This is a genomic window from Nocardiopsis sp. MG754419, from assembly GCF_018207095.1.
Classification (GTDB): Bacteria; Actinomycetota; Actinomycetes; order Streptosporangiales; family Streptosporangiaceae; genus Nocardiopsis.
The window spans coordinates 12,991-37,067 of the sequence record NZ_QOCZ01000039.1 but is presented as its reverse complement, the minus strand read 5'-3'; the positions used below and the strand labels follow the sequence as shown (position 1 = coordinate 37,067).

Sequence of the window (24,077 nt, the reverse complement as noted above, 5' to 3'; positions counted from 1 at the left end):
CGCCTGGCGGTACGACCCCCGCTGTACGCCAGGCGCCCCACCCCCTTCCCCGGGTGGGTCAGGTGCCTCCCGCGTGGTGACGAGCCCGTCGGAGCGCGGTCAGGTCCCGTGCGCTCACGGTGCGTGCGTGGTCCGGGCGCGGGACCAGTGGCACCGGGTGCAGGGTGACGGGGACCGAGGCCAGGCCGAGCCGCAGGGCGACGGCGATCCTGTGGTTGCCGTCCAGCGTGGCGAACCGCGCGTTGAACCCCAGACGCAGTGGCGTGAGGATGCCGCGTTCGGCGATGTCGGACGTGAGCCGGTCCAGGTGCCGCGGTGTGTCCACGAGCGCGGAGCCGACGATCTCGCGATCGACCGCCCGGTGACGGGCGACGAGCGCGGTGGGCAGCGGGAGCGGGGCGGGCGACGGGGGAAGGCACACGTGGAGCTCCTCGGCTCTGTTCGACGGACCGTCGGTGTCGGTCTTCGGCCCGGAGGCCGGCGCGCGGTGCGGTCCGCGACCCCGCGCGGTGCCGGAGGTGGGACGGCGAGGCAAAGGCCGTCACACTGGAGGCGTCGAGGGTCCCCGTCCTGCCGCCGGGCCCGCGGACACGCGCCGAGGCGCGGCGGAGGCCCGAGGCGACACGATCTAGGCGAGGTCCTGGGTCGCGGCCAGCGCGGCGCCCACGATGCCCGCCGTGTTGCGCAGCCGCGCCGGGACGATGGGGGTGCGGATCTCCAGCAACGGCAGGAACTTGTCGGACTTGCGGCTCACACCGCCGCCCACCACGATCAGGTCCGGCCACACGAGGTCCTCGATGGTCCGGTAGTAACGCGTCAGCCGTTTCTTGGCCCACTCGTGGTAGGACAGGCCGTCGCGCTCCTTGGCCCCGGAGGAGGCGCGCGTCTCGGCGTCGTGTCCGTCGATCTCCAGATGCCCGAACTCGGTGTTGGGGACCAGTCGACCGTCCACGACCAGGGCGGTGCCGATACCGGTGCCCAGGGTCGTCAGGAGGACCGTTCCGCCCACGCCCTCCGCGGCGCCGTAGCGGGTCTCGGCCAGGGCCGCTGCGTCGGCGTCGTTGAGCACCCGGACGGGGCGCCCCACCGCCTCGCCGAACAGGGCGCGCGCGTCGGTGCCCACCCAGGCGCCGTGCAGGTTGGCGGCGGTGTGGACCGTGCCCCCCTGCACGACCCCGGGGAAGGTGATGCCGACGGGGGCGCCCGCGGCCTCGGGGAAGTGGTCGACGATCTGCGCGACGATGTCCGCGATCACCTGCGGTCCGGCCTCCTCGGGTGTGAGGATCTTGAGGCGGTCGCGGAGGAACTCACCGGAGTCCAGATCGACGGGGGCGCCTTTGATACCGCTGCCGCCGATGTCGATTCCCAGGCCCGTGGTCGGCTCTGACATGGGTCGTGTCTCCCGTGATCCTCGTGTGCTGATCGGGTCTGTGGGGCTGCCACATGCCTGATACTGCCCAACGGCGGGGGGATTCGCACGCCCCGAGGCCCGAACGTTGCGCCGGGTCGGACGGTTCGGCGCGGTGCCGGGGACCGATACGCTGGACGACTGCCCAACCCGAACGCGACGTGGGAAGACGAGAGCGACGTTGACCGGTATCCATGGCCGCCGCGGCCCCTTCACCGATGGCGACACCGTGCAGTTGACCGACCCCAAGGGGCGGATGCACACGATCACCTTGCGCGAGGGTGGCGCCTTCCACTCGCACAAGGGGAAGGTCGACCACGATGTGCTCATCGGTGAACCCGAGGGCAGTGTCGTCACCTCCAACACCGGCACGGCCTACGTGGCGCTGCGCCCCCTGCTCATCGACTACACGTTGTCCATGAAACGCGGGGCGACCATCGTCTACCCTAAGGACGCCGCCCAGGTGCTGGTGGAGGCCGACATCTTCCCGGGCGCCCGTGTGGTGGAGGCCGGGGCCGGCTCCGGCGCCATGTCCAACTGGCTGCTGCGCGCGGTCGGTGAGACGGGCATGGTGCACTCCTACGAGCGCCGGGCCGACTTCGCCGAGATCGCCCGCAAGAACGTGGAGAACTTCTACGGTGGTCCGCACCCGGCGTGGCGCCTCACGGTGGGCGACCTGGTCGAGGAGCTCGACGAGACCGATGTGGACCGGGTGTTCCTGGACATGTTGGCGCCCTGGGAGTGCCTGGACGCGGTCGCGGGGGCGTTGATCCCCGGCGGGCTGGTGTGCTGCTACGTGGCCACCACGACCCAGCTGTCCCGCGTGGTGGAGGAATTGCGCGAGGACGCTCGCTTCTACGAGCCGCGTTCGTGGGAGACGATGCTGCGCACCTGGCACGTGGAGGGGTTGGCGGTCCGCCCGGACCACCGGATGATCGGCCACACCGGGTTCCTGGTGGTCGCGCGCCGTCTGGCCGACGGCGTGGCCGCGCCCGAGCGTCGCCGTCGCCCGGCCAAGGGCGCCTACGGCAAGGACTACGAGGCGGCGCGGGCCGGTGCCAAGGGCACGGGTACCCCGACCTCCACCCCGACCGCCGAGGGGGAGTCGGCGACGAGCACGGCGGCCGACCGGCCCGCCGAGTAGGCCTCCCCACCCGACATCGACGGCCCGCCTCGGATCAGCTCCGAGGCGGGCCTCGTCGTGTCCGGAGCGGGCCGGGTGGCCGGTGGCGGTCGGAAAAACGCTCGGAATGCGCTTGCCCTGTTCACGCCTCAGAGGTTACTTTCTCATTACGTCGGGTGATCTGCTACCACCGTGACCTGGCCTGATGCAAGGTGTGAAAGTGAGGCCCACGACACTCCTCGAAGCTGGGAGGTTAGGAAATGGGCAGGGGTAGGTAGGTTCCCGAGTAGTCGTCCTTCTCAAAGGGAGGTGGCGGACGTGGCCGAGCGCGAAGACGAGCGTCAAGACGACCGGGACCGTGAAGTCGCTGAACTCACGGCCCAGGTCTCCTACATGGAAAAGGAACTCAGCGTGGTTCGGCGTAAGCTCGCCGACTCGCCCCGACATGTGCGTCTGTTGGAAGAGCGGTTGCGGGAGGCCCAGGCCAACCTCGCCGGCGCCAACGGGCAGAACGAACGGCTCGTCTCCACACTGACGGAGGCGCGCGAGCAGATCGTGGCGCTCAAGGAGGAGGTCGACCGGCTCGCGCAGCCGCCGTCGGGCTTCGGTGTCTACCTTGGGTCGCGCGAGGACGAGACCGTCGAGATCTTCACCAACGGCCGCAAGATGCGGGTCAACGTCAGTCCCTCCGTGGACCTGGACGGGTTGCGTCCGGGGCAGGAGGTCATGCTCAACGAGGCGTTCAACGTCGTCGAGGTGGAGTCCTTCGAGACCGTCGGCGAGGTCGTCATGCTCAAGGAGATCCTTGAGGACGGCGAACGCGCGCTGGTGATCTCGCACCACGACGAGGAACGGATCGTGCGGCTGGCCGAGCCGCTGCGTGAGGAGCCGATCCGTGCGGGTGACTCGCTGCTGCTCGAACCCCGGTCGGGGTACGTGTACGAGCGGATCCCCAAGTCGGAGGTCGAGGAGCTCATCCTCGAAGAGGTCCCCGACATCGCCTACACCGACATCGGTGGCCTCTCCGGGCAGATCGAGATGATCCGCGACGCGGTCGAGCTGCCCTACCTCTACAAGGAGCTCTTCTACGAGCACCAGCTGCGTCCGCCCAAGGGTGTGCTGCTGTACGGCCCACCCGGTTGCGGTAAGACGCTCATCGCCAAGGCGGTCGCCAACTCGCTGGCCAAGCAGGTCGCCGAGCGCACCGGCAAGGACGTCGGCAAGAGCTTCTTCCTCAACATCAAGGGTCCGGAGCTGCTGAACAAGTACGTCGGCGAGACCGAGCGGCACATCCGCCTGGTCTTCCAACGGGCTCGTGAGAAGGCCTCCGAGGGAACCCCGGTCATCGTGTTCTTCGACGAGATGGACTCGATCTTCCGCACACGCGGTTCGGGTGTGTCCTCCGACGTGGAGAACACCATCGTCCCGCAGCTGCTCAGCGAGATCGACGGCGTCGAGGGCCTGGAGAACGTGATCGTCATCGGCGCCTCCAACCGGGAGGACATGATCGACCCGGCGATCCTGCGGCCCGGGCGACTGGACGTCAAGATCAAGATCGAGCGGCCCGACGCCGAGGCGGCCCGCGACATCTTCGGTAAGTACATCACCGGTGACCTGCCGCTGCACGAGGAGGACATGGCCGAGCACGGCGGGTCCGCCAAGGCCACGGTGGACGCCATGATCCAGCGGGTCGTGGAGCGGATGTACACCGAGGGTGAGGAGAACCGCTTCCTGGAGGTCACCTACGCCAACGGTGACAAGGAGGTCCTGTACTTCAAGGACTTCAACTCCGGCGCGATGATCGAGAACATCGTCTCGCGGGCCAAGAAGATGGCCATCAAGGACTTCATCGACAACACGTCCAAGGGCATCCGGGTCTCGCACCTGCTGCAGGCCTGCGTCGACGAGTTCAGCGAGAACGAGGACCTGCCCAACACCACCAACCCGGACGACTGGGCGCGCATCTCCGGGAAGAAGGGCGAGAGGATCGTCTACATCAGGACGCTCGTGACCGGCAAGAAGGGCGCCGAATCGGGTCGCTCCATCGACACGGTCGCCAACACCGGCCAGTACCTGTAGGAGACACCACGCTCGCTCGCGGTCACGACCGCTTCGAGGCCCGTCGGGGGCTGTTCCCCGGCGGGCCTCACCCGTACCGAGAACGAACGCGGTTCGGCCCTGGACGATGGTGCGGTCGGGGTCGGGGCCATCCTTTTTCGATCACCTCCGAAATCTGCTCTGAACTGCGAGGACGCACTGTTGAACGGCCATTCGAAACGCCCGGGACGGCGGTCCTCGGACCACAATTGGAGCGGAAGCGTTCAAGACGGCGCCTGTGCGGATAACCTCTCACCATGAGTGTGCGGCGGATTATGGGTATCGAGACCGAATACGGGATCTCCGTGCCGGGCAACCCCGGGGCCAACGCGATGGTCACCTCCACACAGGTGGTCAACGCCTACCTCGCCGCCTCGGCGGCCAGGGCGCGGCGGGCGCGATGGGACTTCGAGGAGGAGAACCCCTTGCGCGACGCGCGCGGGTTCGATCTCGCTCGTGAGGTGGCCGACCCCACCCAGCTGACCGACGAGGACCTGGGGCTGGCCAACGTCATCCTCACCAACGGCGCCCGCCTGTACGTGGACCACGCCCATCCGGAGTACTCGGCCCCCGAGGTCACCAACCCGCGTGACGCGGTGCTGTGGGACAAGGCGGGCGAACGCGTCATGGCCGACGCCGCGGCCAGGGCGGCCACCACCCCGGGCATCGAGCCGATCCAGCTGTACAAGAACAACACCGACAACAAGGGCGCCTCCTACGGGTGCCACGAGAACTACCTGATGAACCGGTCGACGCCCTTCGGGGACATCGTCCGCCACCTCATCCCGTTCTTCGTCTCCCGCCAGGTGATCTGCGGTGCGGGCAAGGTCGGCATCGGGTCCGACGGGCAGGGCAGCGGGTTCCAGCTCTCCCAGCGCGCCGACTTCTTCGAGGTCGAGGTGGGTCTGGAGACGACCCTGAAGCGGCCGATCATCAACACGCGCGATGAGCCGCACGCCGACCCCGACCAGTACCGGCGTCTGCACGTGATCATCGGTGACGCCAACATGAGCGAGATCTCCACCTACCTGAAGCTGGGGACCACCGCGCTGGTCCTGTCGATGATCGAGGACGGGTTCCTCAGGGACGACCTGTCGCTGGAGACGTCCGTCGCGGACCTGCGGGAGGTCTCCCACGACCCGGGGCTGACCCACCGGGTCCGCCTGCGCGACGGCCGCCGGATGACCGCTCTGGAGTTGCAGGGCGAGTACCTGGACCAGGCCCGCAAGTACGTCGAGGACCGGTTCGGCACGGACGTGGATCCCGACACCGCCGATGTGCTGGACCGCTGGGAGGCGGTGCTGACCGTTCTGGGTTCGGACCCGATGGAACTGTCCGACCAGTTGGACTGGGTGGCCAAGCTCAAGCTGCTGGAGGGCTACCGGACCCGGGACTCTCTGGAGTGGTCCCACCCGCGCCTGCAGATGGTGGACCTGCAGTACTCGGACGTGCGGTCCGACAAGGGCCTGTACAACCGGTTGGCGGACCGGGGACGGATCCGACGACTGCTGCAGGAGACCGAGGTGACCCGCGCGATCACCGAGCCGCCCGAAGACACCCGCGCCTACTTCCGCGGGCGTTGCCTGGCCAAGTACGCCGACTCGGTGGCGGCGGCCTCCTGGGACTCGGTCATCTTCGACCTGCCCGGGTACGACTCGCTCCAGCGGGTGCCGACCCTGGAGCCGCGTCGGGGCACCAAGGAGCACGTGGGCGCCCTGCTGGACGCCTCCGACACGGCGGCCGACCTGGTCTCGGTCCTGGCCGGTCGCGGTCGCAAGGGCTGACACTCACCCGTCTCGACGGCGCCCACCCCGGGAGCAGGGGTGGGCGCCGTCGTGCCGTGCGGTGCCGGTCCCGCAGAGCACGACGGTCCGGACGTCGCGCTCACCGCAGGGTGCGTGCGTCGCCCCGGCGCGGGTCGCTCCGCACCGGGATCGTCGCCGGTGTGCGGGCGCCCGCCTGCCGGCACCGCATCTCCTCGAGTGGGTCCGGTCGCGTCGGGCGGGCCCGGGACGTGTCTCGCAGGCGAGGCGTCACGGAGGCCGGGTGGCGCCGGTGCTCCGCTCGGTGCGGCGCACCAGGAGTTCACCGAGCGGAGCCAGGACCAGCAGGCTCAGCCACGTCAGCTTTCCGGGTGTGCCTCCGTACAGCAGGGCCACCGGGACCGACGCGAGGAAGACCGCCGGGGTGACCAGGGCACCGAGCAGTTCGGCCGTGCGCATCCGCGGGTGGACGGGTTCGCGCGAGAGGCCGTGGTTGAGGGCCACCTGGAACATGGCGATCTGGATGAGGATCGCCAGCGCCACGTTGAGGGCGTACAGGACCGTGGGCAGCGCCAACGCGGTCGTCTCCGGGTCGCTGATGCCCTGGGTGGTGAAGGGGATGAAGACCACCAGGCACGTGCGCACGATGTTGAGGTTGAGGGTCGTCCCGTCGAAGCCCCTGAGCCGGCGGACCAGGTCCTGGTTGGTGCGCCAGAACGTGATGATGACGGCGAAGCTGATGAGGAAGCCCAGGATCTGGTAGCCGACGCCGTGGGACAGGAGTGTGCTCAGGTCGGCCCAGGCGGCGGCGGGAGGCACGTCGATGTTGGCGATCAACATGGTCAGGGCGAAACCGTAGACCGCGTCGAAGAACCCGAGACTGCGCCCGTACTCCTGGGACTCCCGGGTGAACTTCATGGTCGTGCTCATGGTGGCCCTGGGCCCTTCCCGGCCCGACCCGGGTCGTGTCGGGTCCGTTCCACCGAGGACGAGGTGGAACCGGCCGCGTGGTCGGTGGGGAGCGTCTCCCCTCTCGCACCACGGTACGTCGCCACGGAGCGGGAGACCCGTTGACGGGGCCGGGAACGGGGACGTCCCCGCCCGCGGACGCGGACGGGGACGCCGGAGGAGCCGCGGTGGTGTCACCGCCACCCGGGTTCTCTACGGATCAGGAGGTCCGCAGGGTCAGGCCCCAGGTGTTGAGCATCGGAGTGACCTCCTGGTAGAAGGTGGTGCCGCCGACCCTGCAGTTGCCGGAGCCACCGGAGGTGACGCCCTGGGCCTGGCTGCCGGAGATGAACGAGCCGCCGGAGTCACCGGGCTCGGCGCAGACGTTGGTGCGGGTCAGGTTCTGCACGGTGCCCTGCGGGTAGCTCACCGTCTGGCCGCGGGCCTGGATGGTGCCGCAGTACCAGCCGGTGGTGGAGCCGGAGCGGCAGACCTGCGAGCCGATCGGCGCCTGGCTCGCGCCGGACACGGTGGCGTGGCCGCCGGTGTTGTAGCGGCTCACCAGGTTGGTCAGGGTGAAGTTGGCGGTGCCGCGCACGAAGGCCGCGTCGTTGCCCGGGAAGATCGAGTGCTGGAAGGTGCCGGACCCGTTGCCGATGCTCACGCCGGCACCCGTGCCGCCGCAGTGACCGGCGGTGACGAACCCGGGCTGACCCGCGGAGTTGGTGGCGGCGAAGCCCACCGAGCAGCGTCCACCGCCGCTGTTGAAGTAGGCCAGACCACCGACGATGTCGGCGAACAGCTCGGGCTGCTCGGAGGTGGTCTCCACGGTGACGTCGGCGGAGCTCACACCGGCGTCGGCCAGGAGGCCGTCCACGTCGGCCCCGGAGCCTTCGAGGACCTCCAGGACGACCGTGTCCCCGGCGACGTCGGGGTACCAACCGACGACGCCGGCCTGGTCACCGGCGGCGTTGAGGTCGGCGACGATGTCGTCGAGACCGTCGAGGCCGTGGGTGACGACCTCGGCCTGGGCGCCGGTGGCCTCGACCGCGTCCACGGCGGAGGCGTCGGTGACCAGCACGGTCAGGGTGAGGGCGTCGGTGTCGAAGAGCGAGCCGCCGTACGCGTCGCCGGCAGCCTCGGTGGCGGCGGCGTCGACCTCGAACGCCTCGGCCTGGGCGCTGAGCAGTTCGTCGGCCTGGGACGGGGACAGGCCGAGGTCGCGCTGGAGGGCCTCGGCCATGGAGGTGGCCTCGGCCGCGTCGGGAGCGGGGGACTGGGGGACGGCTCCGGTGGCCGCGAGGGCGCCGGGGGAGGTGGCCAGAGCCAGGCCGAAGGCCAGGGCTCCCGTGCCGATGGCGGAGACAACGGGGGAGGGTCGCATGTTCCCTACTCTCCTTGGGGGATGTACGGGGGATCGGCGGTCGAGTGCGTTCGACCGCCGCCGTTCACCGGACTTCGGCCGAGACCGAGACACCCGGTAAACAACGCCTAACCATAAGTGCACGTTTTGGCGAGCGAAAGACCGTCATGACGGAAAAGCATGCAAAGCGATATCCGGTGATGTGATGATCGGCCGGCTTCCGTCGCTTTCCGTTGCGGCGGTTTCGGCCCACCTTGTGATTACCGGAGGCGAACGATCACCGACCGAAGCGGGGCGATATTCGCAAGAGGGGCAGAATGGCCACATGCGGACGCCGGTACCACGTACCAACCGTGGTCACTCCGACACACTCCCGTAACAGGCGTGGTCATGGGCCTGGCTTGTGAACGGTCGGGACGGGAACGGCCGCGGCGCGCTCTGGTGTGGACGTACGGCGCGATGGCCGGATGCGGACACACGGTCGCTTCGGGCTACCGTTGGTGGCGTGAGGGCCCGGTCCGTCGGCGGTGTGGAGGAGCCGCCGCCGGGGGGAGAGGACCGCCGCGAGGGCGCGTCCCCGGCCCCTCGTCGACCCCTTGGGCCGTGTCGGTCCGCGGGGATGGGTCGAGGGGAAGGAGAGCGGGAGGCGTTCTCGCTCCACGGTGGTCGTGGCGTCGGTGGCCCCGGCGCACGTGTGCCCCGGGATCGTGCCGCGGTCCGGTGCCCGCCGGGCCTCGTCCGGCGGGGTCGGTGCGTGGTGCCTTCGCACCGCACCGCACCGCACCGCGCTTCGCTCGCCGCCGGACCGGGACGCCTGTCCGAGGGGGAGTGAGGGCCCGCCGCCGGCGTTCCTGCGAACACCGCCCCGTCGCTTCGCCCCGAGGGCAGGGGCCGGGCACGTTCACGCCGCTCCGCGAGCGGGCCGGGACGGTGCTGCCCGGGGCGCGGGGCGCGGGGCCGGAGGCACGGTGGAAACGCGAACGCCCCCGCCCGCTCGAAAGCGGACGGGGGCGTCACAGAAGGACCGAACGCGTGGGTCAGCTGGTCACCAGGCTGAGGTTCCACGAGCTGAGCATCGGGCCGACCTCCTGGTAGTACGTCGTACCACCGCTGGAGCAGTTGCCCGAGCCGCCGGAGGTGACGCCCTGGGCCTGGTCGTCACTGATGAACGAGCCGCCGGAGTCACCGGGCTCGGCGCAGACATCGGTGCGGGTCAGGTCCTGAACGGTGCCCTCGGGGTAGCTCACCGTCTGGCCGCGGGCCTCGATCTCTCCGCAGTGCCAACCGGTGGTCGAGCCCGAGCGGCACACGACGGAGCCGATCGGAGCCTCGGAGGAACCGCCGACCGACTGGGTGCCACCGGCGCTGTACATGTTGACCAGGTTGGTGACGGTCCAGTTCGAACCGGTCGAGACGAAGGCCGCGTCGTTGCCCGGGAAGACCGACTCCTCGAAGGTGCCGGAACCGGAGCCGTCCTCGCTCTCGGCGGAGGTGCCGACGGTGCCGCAGTGGCCGGCGGTCACGAAGCCGTCGCCACCGGAGCTGTCGGTGACCGCGAACCCGACGGAGCAGCGTCCACCGCCGCCCATGAAGTACGCGTCGCCGCCGACGATGTCGGCGTACAGCTCGGGCTGCTCGGAGGTGGTCTCCACCTCGATGGCGGAGGCGTCCACACCCGCGGACTCGATGAGGCTCTGGGCGTCGGCGTCGTCCGCGGCCTCGATCACGACCGTGTCGGAGGCGACGTCGGGGTACCAGCCGACGACACCCGGCTGGCCGCCGGTGGCGTCGAGCTCGTCCATGATCTCGTCCAGGCCCTCGATGCCGTACGAGACCACGTCGGCCTCGGCACCGGTGGCCTCGACGCCCGCGACGGCGGAGGAGTCCGTCACCAGGACGGTCAGCTCCAGCGTTTCGGTGTCGAAGATCGAGCCGGCGTAGGCGTCGCCCGCGGCCTCGGTCGCGGCCTCGTCGAGACCGAAGGCCGCAGCCTGGGCGTCGAGCAGTTCCTCGGCCTCGAACGGGGTGAGGCCGAGGTCGCGCTCAAGCGCTTCCTCCATGCTGACGGCCGAGTCGTCCTGAGTGACGGGCTCGGTCGGCACGGTCGCTGCTCCGGCGCCCGGAGCCACGGACAGCGTGAGCCCGAAGGCCAGGGCTCCCGTGCCGATCGCGGAGATAACGGGGGAGGGTCGCATTGATCCCTACTCTCCTAGGGGATGGGGCGGGATAGCGGGATGCCCCGTCCGCCCGGGGGTGGACGGTGCGGGTCCCGCGTATCGAGACCCGTCGTGGTCGGCGGGTCCCCGTTCACCGAGACACTCGGTAAACGAAGCCCCACCATAAGTGCACATCTTGGACATCGGAACCCCAAGAAGAGGGGAGTTCAGCCAGGGGGCAAGAGGATCATGGGATGACCGAATCTATTGTGGGGTTCACGCTGAGTCACGAGTTGGTTGACCTTGACTTTTATGAACGCCGTGTACATGGATCACAAACCGGTCAGTAGATCAAGGGGGCTTGTGTGGCCGGATGCGGACGCTGGGACGTCGTACCATCAGCGACGGTTCGGGCACGCAGATGTAACCCACATGGTCAGCGGGCTGTACAACGCCAAGATCAAGTTCGCCATGTGAACGAGTGTGCGTATGTCACACAGAGGGGTGTGCGGGGTCGCGCGGCGGTCCTCGTCGGGACACGCCCGGATCGACGTCACCGGCGAAACCGAGTCCACCTCCCCGCCCCGCGCGCACGCACCGGGGGACGACGAGGTAACTAGCGGGTATCGGGCCCCGGGAAGGGGGTTGAGCCGGGTGCCGTTGGGCCAAGATAAGGGCGAGAGCCCCGAACGGGAGGTTGCGAACGATGGCGACGAAGGACAGCGGCGGACAGAAGCACGGGACGCGCCGGGACGAGGAGGTCGAGGAGGCCGAGTCCACGACCGAGGCCCAGGAGCGCAACGAGCAGCTGGACGAGGACGTCGACGACATCCTCGACGAGATCGACGACGTGTTGGAGAGCAACGCGGAGGACTTCGTGCGGCAGTTCGTGCAGAAGGGCGGTCAGTGACCGCCGCCGAGCGGTTCGCTGACAGCGAACCCGGGACCCGTCGGGCCCGGGGCGCACAGGGTTAGGGTCGAACCCATCGACCCGGCCGGGACGATCCCGGTCCGAGTACAGGTCGACACACAAACGGATGAAGACGTCCCACCCGCCCCCGAGACGGGGTGGGACGCGAGTGGAGGGAGTCGCGTGTTCGAAGGGTTCGAGGGCGGACGGATGCCGGCCGCTTTCATGAGTGCGGGTACCTCGTCCTTCACCGAGTTCCTCCGGGCGGTCAACCCCGAGTTGCTGCCCGGACGGCACCTGGATGCCGCCGGAGGGAGCGCCGAACACCTCACTCCGGACGCGACGACCATCGTCGCCCTGACCTTCCCCGGCGGCGTCCTGCTGGCAGGGGACCGGCGGGCCACACAGGGCAACGTGATCGCCAACCGGGACATGGACAAGCTGTACCGGACCGACGAGTACTCCGCCGTGGCCATCGCCGGGGCCGCCGGTATCGGTATCGAACTGGCCCGCCTCTACCAGGTGGAGTTGGAACACTACGAGAAGTTGGAGGGCCGCTCCCTCTCCCTCGAGGGTAAGGCGAACAAGCTGGCCCAGATGGTCCGGGGGAACCTGGGGATGGCCATGCAGGGGTTCGTCGTGATCCCCCTGCTGGTCGGGTTCGACGAGACCACCGAACAGGGTCGGGTCTTCAGCTACGACGCGGTGGGCGGTCGCTACGAGGAGCAGCGCTACCACTCCATCGGCTCCGGTTCGGTCTTCGCCAAGGGCTCCATCAAGAAGCTCTACCGCGACGACCTGGACGAGACGACCTCCATCAAGGTCGCCCTGGAGTCGCTCTACGACGCAGCCGACGAGGACTCCGCCACCGGTGGTCCCGATCTGCACCGAGGGATCTACCCCCTGGTCGACGTCATCACCGAGGACGGTCACCGCCGTGTCCCCACCGAAGAGGTCGCCCGTCTGGCCACGGAGGTGGTCGAGGGGCGCGCCGCTCACCCCGACGGCCCCACGGCCCTGCTGGACTGACCGGGGCCCGGAGCCTCACCACCCGACCTCTCCCGATTAGGTAAGGAAACGATCCGCGGTGTCGATGCCGTTCTACGTCGCCCCCGAACAGCAGATGAAGGACAAGGCGGACTACGCGCGCAAGGGCATCGCGCGCGGCCGCAGCGCCGTCGTCCTGCAGTACGAGGGCGGAATCCTGATGGTGGCGGACAACATGTCCCGCACCCTGCACAAGATCAGCGAGCTCTACGACCGCATCGGCTTCGCCGCGGTCGGGCGCTACCCGGAGTTCGAGAACCTGCGCCTGATGGGCGTCCGGTTCGCCGACGTCCGGGGCTACCAGTTCGACCGCCGCGACGTCAGCGGGCGCCAGCTCGCCAACATCTACGCCCAGACCCTGGGCACCGTCTTCAGTGAGAGCCTCAAGCCGTGGGAGGTGGAGATCGTCGTCGCCGAGGTGGGCGACACCGCGGCCGAGGACGAGATCTACCGCATCACCTTCGACGGCTCCATCGTCGACGAACAGGGGTACGTGGCGGTCGGCGGCTCCTCGGAGCACGTCGCCGGTGTGCTCAAGGAACGCTTCGAGTCGGGCTCCTCGCTCAGCGCGGCGCTCAACACCGCCACCCACGCATTGGCCCACGAGAACGGCGAGGAGCGTGAGCTGGAGGCCGGCAACCTGGAGGTCGCCGTGCTGGAGCGCTCCCGACAGCACCGCAAGTTCCGCCGTATCCACGGCGACCGCCTGACCGCCCTCATCCAGCAGGGGAAGAGCGGCGACGCCGCCGGCGCCTCCGCCGGCACGGACACCGCCGACGGTGAGGCCGACCAGGACTGACAGGACTACGGTGCGGCGCCACCGGGGCGCCGCACCGGCCGGAGGGATGTGGACGACGCGGCCCCGTCGTCCGCACCGCGGTGACGGGAAGTTGGTGAGGCCACGTGGAACGACGGATCTTCGGGCTGGAGAACGAGTACGGGGTCACGTGCACCTTCCGGGGGCAGCGCCGCCTGTCGCCGGACGAGGTCGCCCGTTACCTCTTCCGACGGGTGGTCTCCTGGGGGCGCAGCAGCAACGTGTTCCTCCGCAATGGGGCCCGCCTGTACCTGGACGTGGGCAGCCACCCCGAGTACGCCACCCCCGAGTGCGACAGCCTCCTGGACCTGGTGGCCCACGACAAGGCCGGCGAGCGCATCCTGGAGGGGCTGCAGGTCGACGCCGAGCAGCGCCTGCACGAGGAGGGCATCGCCGGTGACATCTACCTGTTCAAGAACAACACCGATTCCGCGGGCAACTCCTACGGGTGCCACGAGAACTACCTCGTGGGCCGGCACGGGGAGTTCGGACGCCTCGCCGACGTCCTCATCCCCTTCCTCGTCACCCGCCAGATCATCTGTGGTGCGGGCAAGGTGCTCCAGACGCCGCGCGGCGCCCTGTTCTGTGTGAGTCAGCGCGCCGAGCACATCTGGGAGGGCGTCTCCTCGGCCACCACCCGCTCGCGCCCGATCATCAACACCCGGGACGAGCCCCACGCCGACGCCGAGCGGTTCCGCCGTCTGCACGTCATCGTGGGCGACTCCAACATGAGCGAGACCACGACCCTGCTCAAGCTCGGCTCCACCGACCTGGTGCTGCGGATGATCGAGGCGGGTGTGGTCATGCGCGACTACACCCTGGAGAACCCCATCCGGGCGATCCGGGAGGTCAGCCACGACATGACCGGTCGGCGCAAGGTGCGACTGGCCAACGGTCGTGAGGCCAGCGCGTTGGAGATCCAGCGCGAGTACCTGGAGAAGGTGCAGAGCTACGTCGACCGGCACGGCACCGACGCCGTGGGCAAGCGGGTCCTGGACCTGTGGCAGCGCACCCTGGAGGCGGTGGAGACCCAGAACCTGGAGACGGTCTCCCGGGAGATCGACTGGGTGGCCAAGTACCTCCTGCTGGAGCGGTACCGGGACAAGCACGACCTGTCGCTGTCCTCGCCCCGGGTGGCCCAGCTGGACCTGACCTACCACGACATCCACCGCGACCGAGGCCTGTTCTATCTCATGCAGAACCGCGGACAGATGGACCGGGTGGTCGGCGACCTCCAGATCTTCGAGGCCAAGTCCGTGCCGCCACAGACCACCCGGGCGCGGTTGCGCGGCGAGTTCATCCGCCGGGCCCAGGAACAGCGCCGTGACTTCACGGTGGACTGGGTGCATCTCAAGCTCAACGACCAGGCCCAACGGACGGTCCTGTGCAAGGACCCGTTCAAGTCGGTGGACGAGCGCGTGGAGAAACTCATCGCCGGCATGTGAACCGACACCGGTGCCAGGGTCGACCCCGATCACCGGTTCCGAGGTCACGGGCCCCGTCGGACGGCTGTTCGCGCCGCCCGACGGGGCCTGCGGCGTTCCCGGAGTTCTCAGCGGGTGGCCGGACTTGCTCTCTTCGGTAGTGTGAGCCTGTCCTGAGTCGGAAATCAGAGGTTGTGACCCATGCACCGACGTGCCGCCGCCCTCGCGGTGCCCCTGACCGCCATCGCCCTGGTGGTCTCAAGCTGCGGATCGATCCCCGAGGATTGGAAGACGCCCGCCTTCCTGCGTATGAACGCGGAGGAGCTGGACCCGCGGCTGCCCGACGTCACCGGCGAGGTCGGTGAGGAACCCGAGATCACGTTCCCCGACAACGAGCCTCCCGAGGAGGAGATCTCGGGGATCGTCAGCAAGGGCTCCGGTGAGGACGTCCTGGTCGGCGCCGAGGACCTCGTGGTCGCCAACGTCGTCCAGTACCAGTGGACGGGACCGGGCGAGGGCGAGGCCATGGAGGGCCAGTCCAGCTACGCCTCGGGCGCTCCCGACCTCGTGCGCATGAACGAGATGCCGGAGTACATCACCGAGACGCTGGTGAGCCAGCCGCTCGGCAGCCGGGCCGTGTACGTGTTCCCGCCGCTGAGCCAGGAGGAGATCGAGCAGGCCCAGGCCATGGGCCAGGAGGCGCCCGAGGGTGCCAGCGTGCTCGTCATCGACCTGATGGACCGCTACAGCCAGGGCGCGGTCGTGCCCGGTGAGCAGACCGATGACGGTGGCGGCGACCTGCCCACCGTGACCCAGGACGGCCACAGCCGCCCCGAGATCGACATCCCCGAGGGCGACGCCCCCGAGGACCTGGAGGTCGCCCCCCTCATCGAGGGTGAGGGCGCCGAGGTCGAGGACGGCCAGCAGGTCATCGTCCAGTACACCGGTGTGCGCTGGGACGCCGAGGAGAACGGCTCCCACGAGGTGTTCGACTCCACCTGGGACCGCGGTGGCGCACCCTTCGACACCACCATCGGCGGTGGCGCCGTGATCGAGGGCTGGGACGAGGGTATCGTCGGTGCCAACGTGGGCGACCGACTCATGCTGGTCGTTCCCGGTTCCATGGCCTACGGCGAGACCGAGGAGGAGGCGATGGGCGGCCCGGTGGGCACCCTCGTCTTCGTGGTCGACGTGCTGGGCGCCTACGACAACCCGCCGCCGCCCGAGCCGGAGGAGACCGAGGGCGAGGGCGCCGACGAGGAGGCGTCCGACCCCGAGGCCGAGGACCCCGAGGCCGACACCGAGGAGTGAGCCCCGGCCGGGCCCTCGGGCCCGAGCCGAACGTGAGGTTCCACCGACGCCCCCGTCGCAGCCGCGGCGGGGGCGTCGCCGTGCCCGCGCGCGATGACACGCAGAGGGGGACGGACCTGCGGGGGAAGGCGACCCGCGCTGCGTAGAGTCGGCCCCCAGTGTGATGACGGGCGAGGGGGAGCCATGCCGGAGCGACGGCGGTTCTGCTACGTGTCGGGCCTGCGCCTGGGGATGCCGGCGCTGGAGGAACTCTGCGCACAGGGGCGTCCACCGGACCTGGTGGTGTCCTATCCCGCCGAGCTCGCGCACCGTTGTGGCTACGTCGACTACGAGACCATCACCCGCAGCCATGACCTGCCGCATGTGCGCGCCGCCGACATCAACGGTGACGAGGTCCGCGACGCCCTGGCCGCCCACCACATCGACCTCATGGTGGTGGCCGGGTGGTCGCAGCTGGTCCACGAGGACGTCCTGGCCGCACTGCCGCTGGGCGGTGTGGGCCTGCACCCCTCGCCGCTGCCGGTGGGGCGTGGGCGGGCCCCCATCCCCTGGACGATCCTGCGCGACATGCGCGCCAGCGCCGTCACCCTGTTCCACCTGGCCCGGGAGGCCGACACCGGCGACATCGTGGACCGGATCCGTTTCGACGTGCCGGCCGACGCCACCGCCACGGGTCTCTACGAGCGGGTGGGCCGCCTCCAGGCCGAACTCCTCATGCGCAACCTGGACCCCCTGTTGGAGGACCGCGCACCCCGGCGGCCCCAGTCCGGCCACGTGTCGGTCTGGCCCCGACGGCGTCCCAGTGACGGGCACCTGGACCTGACCGCTGCCGGCCGCGACGTGGACCGCATGGTCCGCGCCCTGTCCTCTCCCTATCCGGGGGCGTTCGCGATGTTCGGCGGCGCCCGCATCACCTTCCGTTCCGGGGCGTTGTCCACGGAGGCGGTGGGCGGTCAGGCCGGGCAGATCGTGTCCGCGGGCCCCGGGCGAGTATGGGGTGTCACCTGCGGTGACGGTGTCGTGTTCGTGCCCGAGGCGGTGAGTGTTGACGAGGGTGTGGCCGCCGATCCCACCTCACTGGCCATGTTCCGTCCGGGGCGGTACTTCGACGCGCCCTCCGAGCACATGCTCGCCGCCACCCGGCGCACCCCCGTCCCCGGCAACGGGGACGCCGAGCATCGTCGCCCCGCGGCCCGGCTGCGGGGCGGCGCCGAACTCTGATCGAGGCACCCGGGCCCGGCCCGGCGGTGCGGCCTTCAAAGGCCCAGGAGTCGCGCGGCGTGGCGACCGGCCGCCGCCGCGCTGAGGAACGCCGCGCGATCCTCCTCCAGCCCGCGTCCCATCGTCGAGACCGGCACCGGTAGCGCCGACAACGCGTCCTCCAAACCGGAGGTCGACACCTCCACCAGCGTGTGCCGCGCGCCCAGTGGCCAGGCCTGGTCGCGCACGCTCGCTCCGAAGTCGCCCGGCAGGTCGGGCACCACCACCTCCGCGGGGGCCAGGGCCACCCTTCCGTACGCGGTCAGGCTGTGGTGGGAGACCCCGCGGTGCCGGGGCCGGTGGTCCGCCTCGCTGATCCGTAGGCAGGCCACCGGGCGTCCCTCCAGGACCGCGGCTGCGTTGAGCGCCTCCCCACAGGCCACTCCGGAGAAGCCCCACGGCGTCCCGGTGCCCAGGTTGCCCGGCCCCTGACAGACCACGGCCAGTTCCGCGCCCAGGACGTGCCGTGCCGCAAGCAGGCCCGAGTGCACCGTGACCGCCTCCAGGTCACCACCGAACGCCTGGCCGGTGGTCACACAGCCGGCCAGGAGTCCGTGCTCGCGCAGCGCGCCGAGGACGCGGGAGAACACCGCGGGCAGCGCACCACCGTCCAGCATCACGTTGACCACCCGGGTGCCGGGGCGTTCGGCGCGCACTCCCGCCAGCACGGCCGGCAGAGCGGAGTGCAGGTCGGCCACCACCACCGGCATGCCGTCGATCCCGTGAGCACGCCGCAGCGTCTCGTGGTGCGGGGAGTCCTGTTCGTCCACGCCCAGCACGGTGGCCTGCAACGGGGTGTACCGGGCCTTCACCAGGTGTCCGGGGCCCTCGTGATCGGCGGGCAGTCGATCGGGGACGGCCACCACCAGCGCGTACCCGCCGGTGCCCAGACCCAGGTCCAGGGCCCCGGTGTTGAGCAGGACCGTGTCGCCCACCTCGGGGGAGCCCACGAGGTCGGTGTAGGCCAGGGCCCGGCAGGTCGTCGGGGTCTCCGTGGCGCCGCCCGCGAGGGCGACCCCGCACAGGCGGACACCGGGCCAGGAGGGCAGGAGTTCACGGACTTCACCACGGCGCCACCGGATCATGGTCGGCACGGTACCGTCGGAGCTGAACCGAAGGTGGGAGGACGCGCGTTCGCGGCCCCGCCCGGTCCATCACCTCAGGGCGAAGGAGTGGCGACGATGTCGCGCAGGAAGACCGAACGGCAGTTGAACCTGGTCATCTGCCTGTTGTCCACCCGGCGCCACCTGACAGCCCAGGAGATCCGGGCGACCGTCCAGGGGTACGCGGAGGCCGAGACCGAGTCGGCGTTCAAGCGCATGTTCGAGCGGGACAAGCGCGAACTGCGCGACAGCGGCATCCCGATCCAGGTGGGCACCGGGGACGCCTTCAGCGGCGAGGAGGGGTACCGGATCTCCCGGTCGGACTACGAACTGGCCGAGATCGAGCTGCTGCCCGACGAGGCGCTCGTCCTGGGTCTGGCGGCCCGGGCCTGGCGTCACGCCTCCCTGGGGGAGGCGGCCGCCAACGCCCTGTTCAAACTGCGCTCGGCCGGTGTCCCGGTGGACGCCGAGGCGGCACCCGGGCTGACCCCGGCCATGCGCACCGACGAACCCGCCTTCGGTCCCGTCTGGCAGGCGATCCGCGACCGCCGCCCCGTGGCCTTCTCCTACCGCAAGCCGGGCCGTACCGAGGTCGAGCGTCGCGAGGTGGAGCCCTGGGGCGTGGTCAACCGCGACGGGCACTGGTACCTGGTCGGCCACGACCGGCTCCGCGACGCCCGCAGGGTGTTCCGCCTGGGCCGCATCCAGGGTCAGGTGACGGTCGTGCGCACCGGCCCCGACGTGCGGGTGCCCGAGGGGGTCGACCTGCGCTCGGTGGTCTCCCTGCACCACGCCGAACCCGAGCACACCGCCACGGTGCGGGTGCTCGCCGATTCCGCGCACGCCCTGCGCCGCAGCGCGCTGCGCGTGGTGCCCGGCGAGCGGGAGGGCACCGAGGAGGTGTGGGACACGCTCACCCTGCCCTACACCGACACCGCCGCGCTGGTGGACCGGGTGGCCGCCCACGGTTCCCGGGCCCGGATCGTGGAGCCGACACAGGCACGCGCCGCGATCGCGGCGCACCTGTCCGGTGTGGTCTCCGCCGCGCCAGGAACGGCGGTCCCGGTGCGCGGTGCCGAGCCGCAGGACGCCCCGCCGCGTGGACCGCGCTCGGCCGACCAGCTGAGGCGACTGCTCATGTTGGTGCCCTACGCGCTCGGCCGCGACGTGCGGGTGCCCGAGGTGGCCCGGCACTTCGGGCTCAGCGAGAAGCAGGTGGTCTCGGATCTGAGCCTGCTCTGGATGTGCGGACTTCCCGGGTACACCCCCGGTGACCTCATCGACGTGGACCTGGACGCCGCCAAGGAGACCGGTGAGATCATCATCGGCAACGCCGACACCCTGGCACAACCCCTGCGTCTGACCGCCGACGAGGCGGCCAGCCTGGTCGTGGGCCTGTCCTTGCTGGAGGCCCTGCCCGAGGCCCAGGGCGTGGAGGACGGTGCCCTCAAGCGTGTGGGGGAGAAGCTGCGGGGCGCGGCGGGCAGCGCCGTCGGCGTCCTCGCGGACGCCGTCCAGGTGCGGGTGGAGATGGACGAGCAGACCGCGCAGACCCACCGGCGCTGCTCCCAGGCCCTGGAGGCCGGTCAGCGCCTCCACCTGCGCTACCTGTCCGGGTACCTGGACCAGGTCACCGAACGCGACGTCGACCCTATGGGGCTGGTGGTGCAGGACGGCAAGCCGTTCCTGGAGGGCTACTGCCACCTGCGCGAGGACGTGCGCCTGTTCCGGCTGGACCGTGTGCTGGAGCTGACCGTCCTGCCCTACGCCGCGGAGGTGCCCGAGGGCGTGGGCCGCCGTGACCTGTCCGAGGGCGTGCTCCAACGCTCCGAACGCGACGCGCTGGTCACCCTCGACCTGGCCCCCTCGGCGCGTTGGGTCACGGAGGACTACGTGTGCGAGTCGGTCCTCGAACTGGCCGACGGTGGCGTGCGCGCCACCCTGCGCACCCCGGCGCCGGCGTGGGTGGCCCGACTCGCGTTGTCGCTCGGCTCGCGCGGGCGTGTGGTGGCGCCCGACAACCTGGCGCGGGAGGTGCGCGGGGAGGCGGAACGCGCCCTGGCTCTCTACGGGGCGGAAGCGACCTCCGCCGCGTCGGCCGAGACCGATGCGTCGTCGGAGTGAGGCCCGACCGTTCACCGGGGGTCGAGGTGTAGGCCACCGGGAAAGGGATAAGGTAAGACCGTGATCGCCCTCGCTGTCCTTTTCGGCCTGGTTGTGGCCGGTGCGTGCGTCGTCGGGGTCCTCGTGTCGAGGATCCGACGTCAGGCCGGCCTGCTCTCCGAGAAGGTGACATGGGCGGCGGGCGGGTACCGGGCGAGCAGCGCCGACCTGCGTGAGCGCCTCCGGCGTGAGAGGTCGCGGCGATGACGCCCCTCGGCGCGGATGCGCGTACCATCGAAGGCGCTTGGTCGCGCCCCACAGAGAGGTAGAACCATGGGACCGTTCAACGGACCTACCATCGCCGTCCTGGTGATCCTGGCCATCGTGCTCTTCGGAGCCAAGAAGCTTCCGGACCTGGCCCGTTCCCTCGGACGGAGCGCCCGCATCCTCAAGGCAGAGAGCAAGGGCCTGGTCGACGACGACAACGAGAACCAGGATCAGGGCGGCGGCCAACAGAGGCAGCAGAACCAGCAGAGCCAGCAGGCTCAGCAGGCCCAGCAGCCTCAGCAGAACCAGGCCTCCCCGCAGGAGCCGGCCCCGCAGCAGAACCAGCAGCAGGGCTACCCGCAGCTTCCCCCCGGGCAGCGCATCGTGAACGAGTCCGGTGAGCCCACCAACCAGACCTACAACCAGTAGCGATCCGGTTCGTGCCCGTTCGGGCCCACGTTCGGTCCGGCCCGAACCCGTGAGTTGGCGCGGCGCGTGAGGGCGCCGCGCCGGACGTCTGTGTCAGGGGGGTCCGCGGGGCGCGGACCCGGATGAGAAGAGAGTGACCCCACGATGAGCCCCCGCAGCCGAGCGGCGAATCCGGAGGCCCGGATGCCGCTCATGGACCACCTGCGCGAGCTGCGCAACCGGTTGGCCAAGGCCCTGCTCATCCTCGGGCTGGGCGCCGTGCTCGGGGCCGTGTTCTACGACCAGGTGTGGGACTTCCTCACCGCGCCCTACTGCTCGCTGCCGGCCTCGCACGTGGTCGAGGGCGGTGGCTGCTCCCTCATCGTCACCGGCCCCTTCGACGCCTTCTTCGTGGCCTTCAAGGTGTGGCTGTTCGTCGGCGCTCTGGTCACCGGACCGCTCTGGCTCTACCAGCTGTGGGCCTTCGTCGCCCCCGCCCTGCACGGCCACGAGAAGAAGTACGCCTACATCTTCGCCCCGCTGGCGGGGATCCTGTTCGTCGCCGGCGCCGCCCTGGCCTACACGATCACCTCGCTGGCCCTGCAGATGCTCTTCGGGTTCCTGCCCGATGACGCCGACCCCTTCCTCACCATCGGCGAGTACCTCGACTACATGCTCATCATGATGGGCATGTTCGGCATCGGCTTCGTGATGCCGCTGTTGGTGGTCCTGCTCAACATCGTCGGGATCCTCCCTCACGAGGCCATCGCCAAGTGGCGTCGCGTGATCATCTTCTGCGCCTTCCTCATCGCCGCGATCATCACGCCGGCCGAGCCCATCTCCATGCTGGCGCTCGCCATCCCGCTGGTCGTGCTATTCGAGATCGCCGAGCTGTTCTGCTTCCTCAACGACCGGCGCCGCAAGCGCCGCGACCCCACCGGTGACCTGGGCGACGACGAGATCTCCGAGATCGACGATCGGCCCTCCGATCTGGACGAACTCGAGGAGACCGACTCCGGCGGGCGCAACGGTCGGGGCGACTGAGCGGTCACCGCGAACCGGGTGTGGCCCGACCCGCACCCGCGCTAGTGTTCGTGGCGGGGCGACGCCTCCGTCGCCACCTCGACACAGAAGCGGATGCGGGAAGCACTGATGAGCGAGCAGACCGAGGCCCGGCGGGACCTTCCACCCGAGGCCATGGGCAACGAGAAGTGGCACGACACCACCGACGCGGTGTGGTTGCGCTCGTCCCTGTCCGACCCCGAATCCGAGGCGATCGTGGAGGTCGCCGAGTTCGAGGACGGGTTCCGGGCCGTTCGCGATGGCAAGTCGCCGGACAAGGGCACGCTGTTCTTCACCCCCGCGGAGTGGGAGGCGTTCGTCCTGGGTGCCCGTGACGGGGAGTTCGACATCCCCGAGGAGTACCTCAGCGAGGAGGAGATCCAGATCCAGCGCGGCCAGAGCGAGGTCGAGGCCACCTGGGTGCCCTCCCCGCTGCTCTCCCCCCGGGCACTGGAGGAGTACCATCGCCGCCAGCGTGAGGAAACCGCGCGGTCGTCCACCGACGAGGGCGCCTGAGCAGGTCCGCGCACCCCGGGCGCGAGGGGTGCGGGAACCTCACCGGACCCGCACACCCCCGATCCCCAGACCTGGGTAGCTAAGGACCCGGTATGTCCCCTCATATCGCACTTCTGGTCAACCCGGCCGCCGGCCGTCGTCGAGCCGCCGCCATCGCGGTACGCCTCAAGGAGGCGCTGCGCTCCGCCGGTGCCCGCGTGCACGTGTACGCCGGCCGTTCGGCCGCCGACAGCAGGCGTCTGGCCCGCCTGGCCGTCTCCGACCACCCCGACGTTCTGGTGGCCGTCGGCGGCGACGGACTGGTCCACCAGGCGCTCCAGGGGGTGGTGGGCAGCGGTGTGCCGTTGGCCGTGGTCCCCGCGGGGAGTGGGAACGACGTCGCCCGGGCCTTCGGCGTCCGGCGCTCCAACGTCCGTGATCTGGCCCAGGCCATCCTGGCCGGACGCACCCGACCCAGCGACGTGGTCCGCCTGACCCTGCCGGACGGCACCCGGCGGTACTACATGAGCGTCCTCGCCTGCGGGTTCGACGCCCGGGTGAACGAACGGGTCAACAACTTCCGGTTCGGGATGGGACGTGCCGGCTACCTGTTCGGCATCGTCGCCGAATTGCGCACCTTCGCACCCGTCGACTTCGAGGTCGAGGTCGACGGGCGCACGATCGCCGAACCCGGCATGCTCGTGGCCGTCGGCAACACCGACTCCTACGGCGGCGGTCTGAAGATGTGCGCCGGCGCCGAACCCGACGACGGGCTGCTCGACGTGGTCCTCATGCGCGAGGCGCCGCTGAGCCGTTTCGTGCTGCAGTTCCCCCGGCTCCTCAACGGCAGTCACCTGGAGCTGGAGGAGGTGCGGCGGGAACGCGGCGCCACCGTCACCATCCGTGGTGAGGCCGGCGTGGCCTACGCCGACGGGGAACGCATGGGGCCACCGACACTGACGTGCCAGGTGGTGCCCAAATCGGTCGAGATGTTGGAGCCGACCTCATAGGC

The 24,077-nt window shown here is 70.1% G+C and carries 20 protein-coding genes; 14 read left to right on the top strand and 6 right to left on the bottom strand.

The annotated features are described in order from the left end of the window. Nucleotides 1-58: 58 nt before the first annotated feature. Together DSY14_RS10515 and ppgK are read right to left on the bottom strand one after the other, a co-directional pair. Entirely contained in the window at nucleotides 59-421 is a 363-nt protein-coding gene (locus DSY14_RS10515) for a ParB N-terminal domain-containing protein (protein WP_211716318.1), read from the bottom strand. Between the two features lie 207 nt (nucleotides 422-628). Beyond that, nucleotides 629-1,390 carry a polyphosphate--glucose phosphotransferase gene (gene ppgK / locus DSY14_RS10510; RefSeq protein WP_211716317.1) on the bottom strand — a complete coding sequence of 254 codons (762 nt, stop codon included), beginning with the start codon at nucleotides 1,388-1,390 and terminating at the stop codon, nucleotides 629-631. A gap of 199 nt (nucleotides 1,391-1,589) precedes the next feature. Here ppgK and DSY14_RS10505 point away from each other — a divergent pair, with 199 nt between their 5' ends. From DSY14_RS10505 to dop, 3 genes are all read left to right on the top strand, one after another. Beyond that, nucleotides 1,590-2,552 carry a tRNA (adenine-N1)-methyltransferase gene (locus tag DSY14_RS10505; protein ID WP_211716316.1) on the top strand — a complete coding sequence of 321 codons (963 nt, stop codon included), beginning with the start codon at nucleotides 1,590-1,592 and terminating at the stop codon, nucleotides 2,550-2,552. Nucleotides 2,553-2,840: 288 nt separating this feature from the next. Beyond that, on the top strand, nucleotides 2,841-4,610 hold the full coding sequence (arc, locus tag DSY14_RS10500; protein WP_211716315.1) for a proteasome ATPase: 1,770 nt from the start codon (nucleotides 2,841-2,843) through the stop codon (nucleotides 4,608-4,610). 275 nt (nucleotides 4,611-4,885) lie between these two features. Continuing rightward, nucleotides 4,886-6,412, top strand: a complete 1,527-nt coding sequence (gene dop, locus DSY14_RS10495) for a depupylase/deamidase Dop (RefSeq protein ID WP_249187655.1) — start codon at nucleotides 4,886-4,888, stop codon at nucleotides 6,410-6,412. A gap of 249 nt (nucleotides 6,413-6,661) precedes the next feature. On the opposite strand, the gene DSY14_RS10490 is transcribed toward dop, so the two are convergent. The 3 genes from DSY14_RS10490 to DSY14_RS10480 form a co-directional block, all read right to left on the bottom strand. Further along, the gene (locus DSY14_RS10490) at nucleotides 6,662-7,321 is read right to left on the bottom strand and encodes a TMEM175 family protein (RefSeq protein ID WP_211716314.1); all 660 of its coding nucleotides are present in this window, start codon (nucleotides 7,319-7,321) and stop codon (nucleotides 6,662-6,664) included. Between the two features lie 238 nt (nucleotides 7,322-7,559). Then, nucleotides 7,560-8,723, bottom strand: a complete 1,164-nt coding sequence (locus DSY14_RS10485; RefSeq protein WP_211716313.1) for a S1 family peptidase — start codon at nucleotides 8,721-8,723, stop codon at nucleotides 7,560-7,562. A 1,016-nt stretch (nucleotides 8,724-9,739) separates the two neighbouring features. Further along, nucleotides 9,740-10,897, bottom strand: a complete 1,158-nt coding sequence (locus tag DSY14_RS10480) for a S1 family peptidase (protein WP_211716312.1) — start codon at nucleotides 10,895-10,897, stop codon at nucleotides 9,740-9,742. A 667-nt stretch (nucleotides 10,898-11,564) separates the two neighbouring features. Here DSY14_RS10480 and DSY14_RS10475 point away from each other — a divergent pair. The 6 genes from DSY14_RS10475 to DSY14_RS10450 all read left to right on the top strand — a co-directional run bounded on the left by DSY14_RS10475 (nucleotide 11,565) and on the right by DSY14_RS10450 (nucleotide 17,588). Then, nucleotides 11,565-11,768 carry a ubiquitin-like protein Pup gene (locus tag DSY14_RS10475; RefSeq protein WP_211716311.1) on the top strand — a complete coding sequence of 68 codons (204 nt, stop codon included), beginning with the start codon at nucleotides 11,565-11,567 and terminating at the stop codon, nucleotides 11,766-11,768. A 183-nt stretch (nucleotides 11,769-11,951) separates the two neighbouring features. After that, nucleotides 11,952-12,797 (top strand): proteasome subunit beta, encoded by an 846-nt coding sequence (gene prcB, locus DSY14_RS10470; protein ID WP_211716310.1) that lies wholly within the window; start codon nucleotides 11,952-11,954, stop codon nucleotides 12,795-12,797. Nucleotides 12,798-12,855: 58 nt separating this feature from the next. Next, nucleotides 12,856-13,614 carry a proteasome subunit alpha gene (gene prcA / locus DSY14_RS10465; protein WP_211716309.1) on the top strand — a complete coding sequence of 253 codons (759 nt, stop codon included), beginning with the start codon at nucleotides 12,856-12,858 and terminating at the stop codon, nucleotides 13,612-13,614. 104 nt (nucleotides 13,615-13,718) lie between these two features. Then, nucleotides 13,719-15,077 carry a Pup--protein ligase gene (gene pafA, locus DSY14_RS10460; protein WP_211716308.1) on the top strand — a complete coding sequence of 453 codons (1,359 nt, stop codon included), beginning with the start codon at nucleotides 13,719-13,721 and terminating at the stop codon, nucleotides 15,075-15,077. 180 nt (nucleotides 15,078-15,257) lie between these two features. Beyond that, complete coding sequence (locus DSY14_RS10455; protein WP_211716307.1) at nucleotides 15,258-16,367, top strand: FKBP-type peptidyl-prolyl cis-trans isomerase; 1,110 nt, start codon at nucleotides 15,258-15,260, stop codon at nucleotides 16,365-16,367. Nucleotides 16,368-16,550: 183 nt separating this feature from the next. Further along, nucleotides 16,551-17,588, top strand: a complete 1,038-nt coding sequence (locus DSY14_RS10450; RefSeq protein WP_211716306.1) for a methionyl-tRNA formyltransferase — start codon at nucleotides 16,551-16,553, stop codon at nucleotides 17,586-17,588. 35 nt (nucleotides 17,589-17,623) lie between these two features. Here DSY14_RS10450 and DSY14_RS10445 read toward each other — a convergent pair whose 3' ends face one another. Then, nucleotides 17,624-18,712 (bottom strand): DUF3866 family protein, encoded by a 1,089-nt coding sequence (locus DSY14_RS10445; protein WP_211716305.1) that lies wholly within the window; start codon nucleotides 18,710-18,712, stop codon nucleotides 17,624-17,626. 96 nt (nucleotides 18,713-18,808) lie between these two features. On the opposite strand from DSY14_RS10445, the gene DSY14_RS10440 reads away from it, so the two are divergent. From DSY14_RS10440 to DSY14_RS10420, 5 genes are all read left to right on the top strand, one after another. After that, nucleotides 18,809-20,854, top strand: a complete 2,046-nt coding sequence (locus DSY14_RS10440; RefSeq protein WP_211716304.1) for a YafY family protein — start codon at nucleotides 18,809-18,811, stop codon at nucleotides 20,852-20,854. Nucleotides 20,855-21,166: 312 nt separating this feature from the next. Then, nucleotides 21,167-21,529 carry a Sec-independent protein translocase subunit TatA gene (gene tatA, locus DSY14_RS10435; RefSeq protein WP_211716303.1) on the top strand — a complete coding sequence of 121 codons (363 nt, stop codon included), beginning with the start codon at nucleotides 21,167-21,169 and terminating at the stop codon, nucleotides 21,527-21,529. Between the two features lie 183 nt (nucleotides 21,530-21,712). Further along, nucleotides 21,713-22,552, top strand: a complete 840-nt coding sequence (gene tatC / locus DSY14_RS10430; protein WP_211716320.1) for a twin-arginine translocase subunit TatC — start codon at nucleotides 21,713-21,715, stop codon at nucleotides 22,550-22,552. Between the two features lie 108 nt (nucleotides 22,553-22,660). Then, nucleotides 22,661-23,086, top strand: coding sequence for a DUF397 domain-containing protein (locus tag DSY14_RS10425; RefSeq protein WP_211716302.1), 426 nt, complete (start codon nucleotides 22,661-22,663; stop codon nucleotides 23,084-23,086). A 92-nt stretch (nucleotides 23,087-23,178) separates the two neighbouring features. Next, nucleotides 23,179-24,075 (top strand): diacylglycerol kinase family protein, encoded by an 897-nt coding sequence (locus DSY14_RS10420; RefSeq protein WP_211716301.1) that lies wholly within the window; start codon nucleotides 23,179-23,181, stop codon nucleotides 24,073-24,075. The last annotated feature ends 2 nt before the right edge of the window (nucleotides 24,076-24,077 follow it).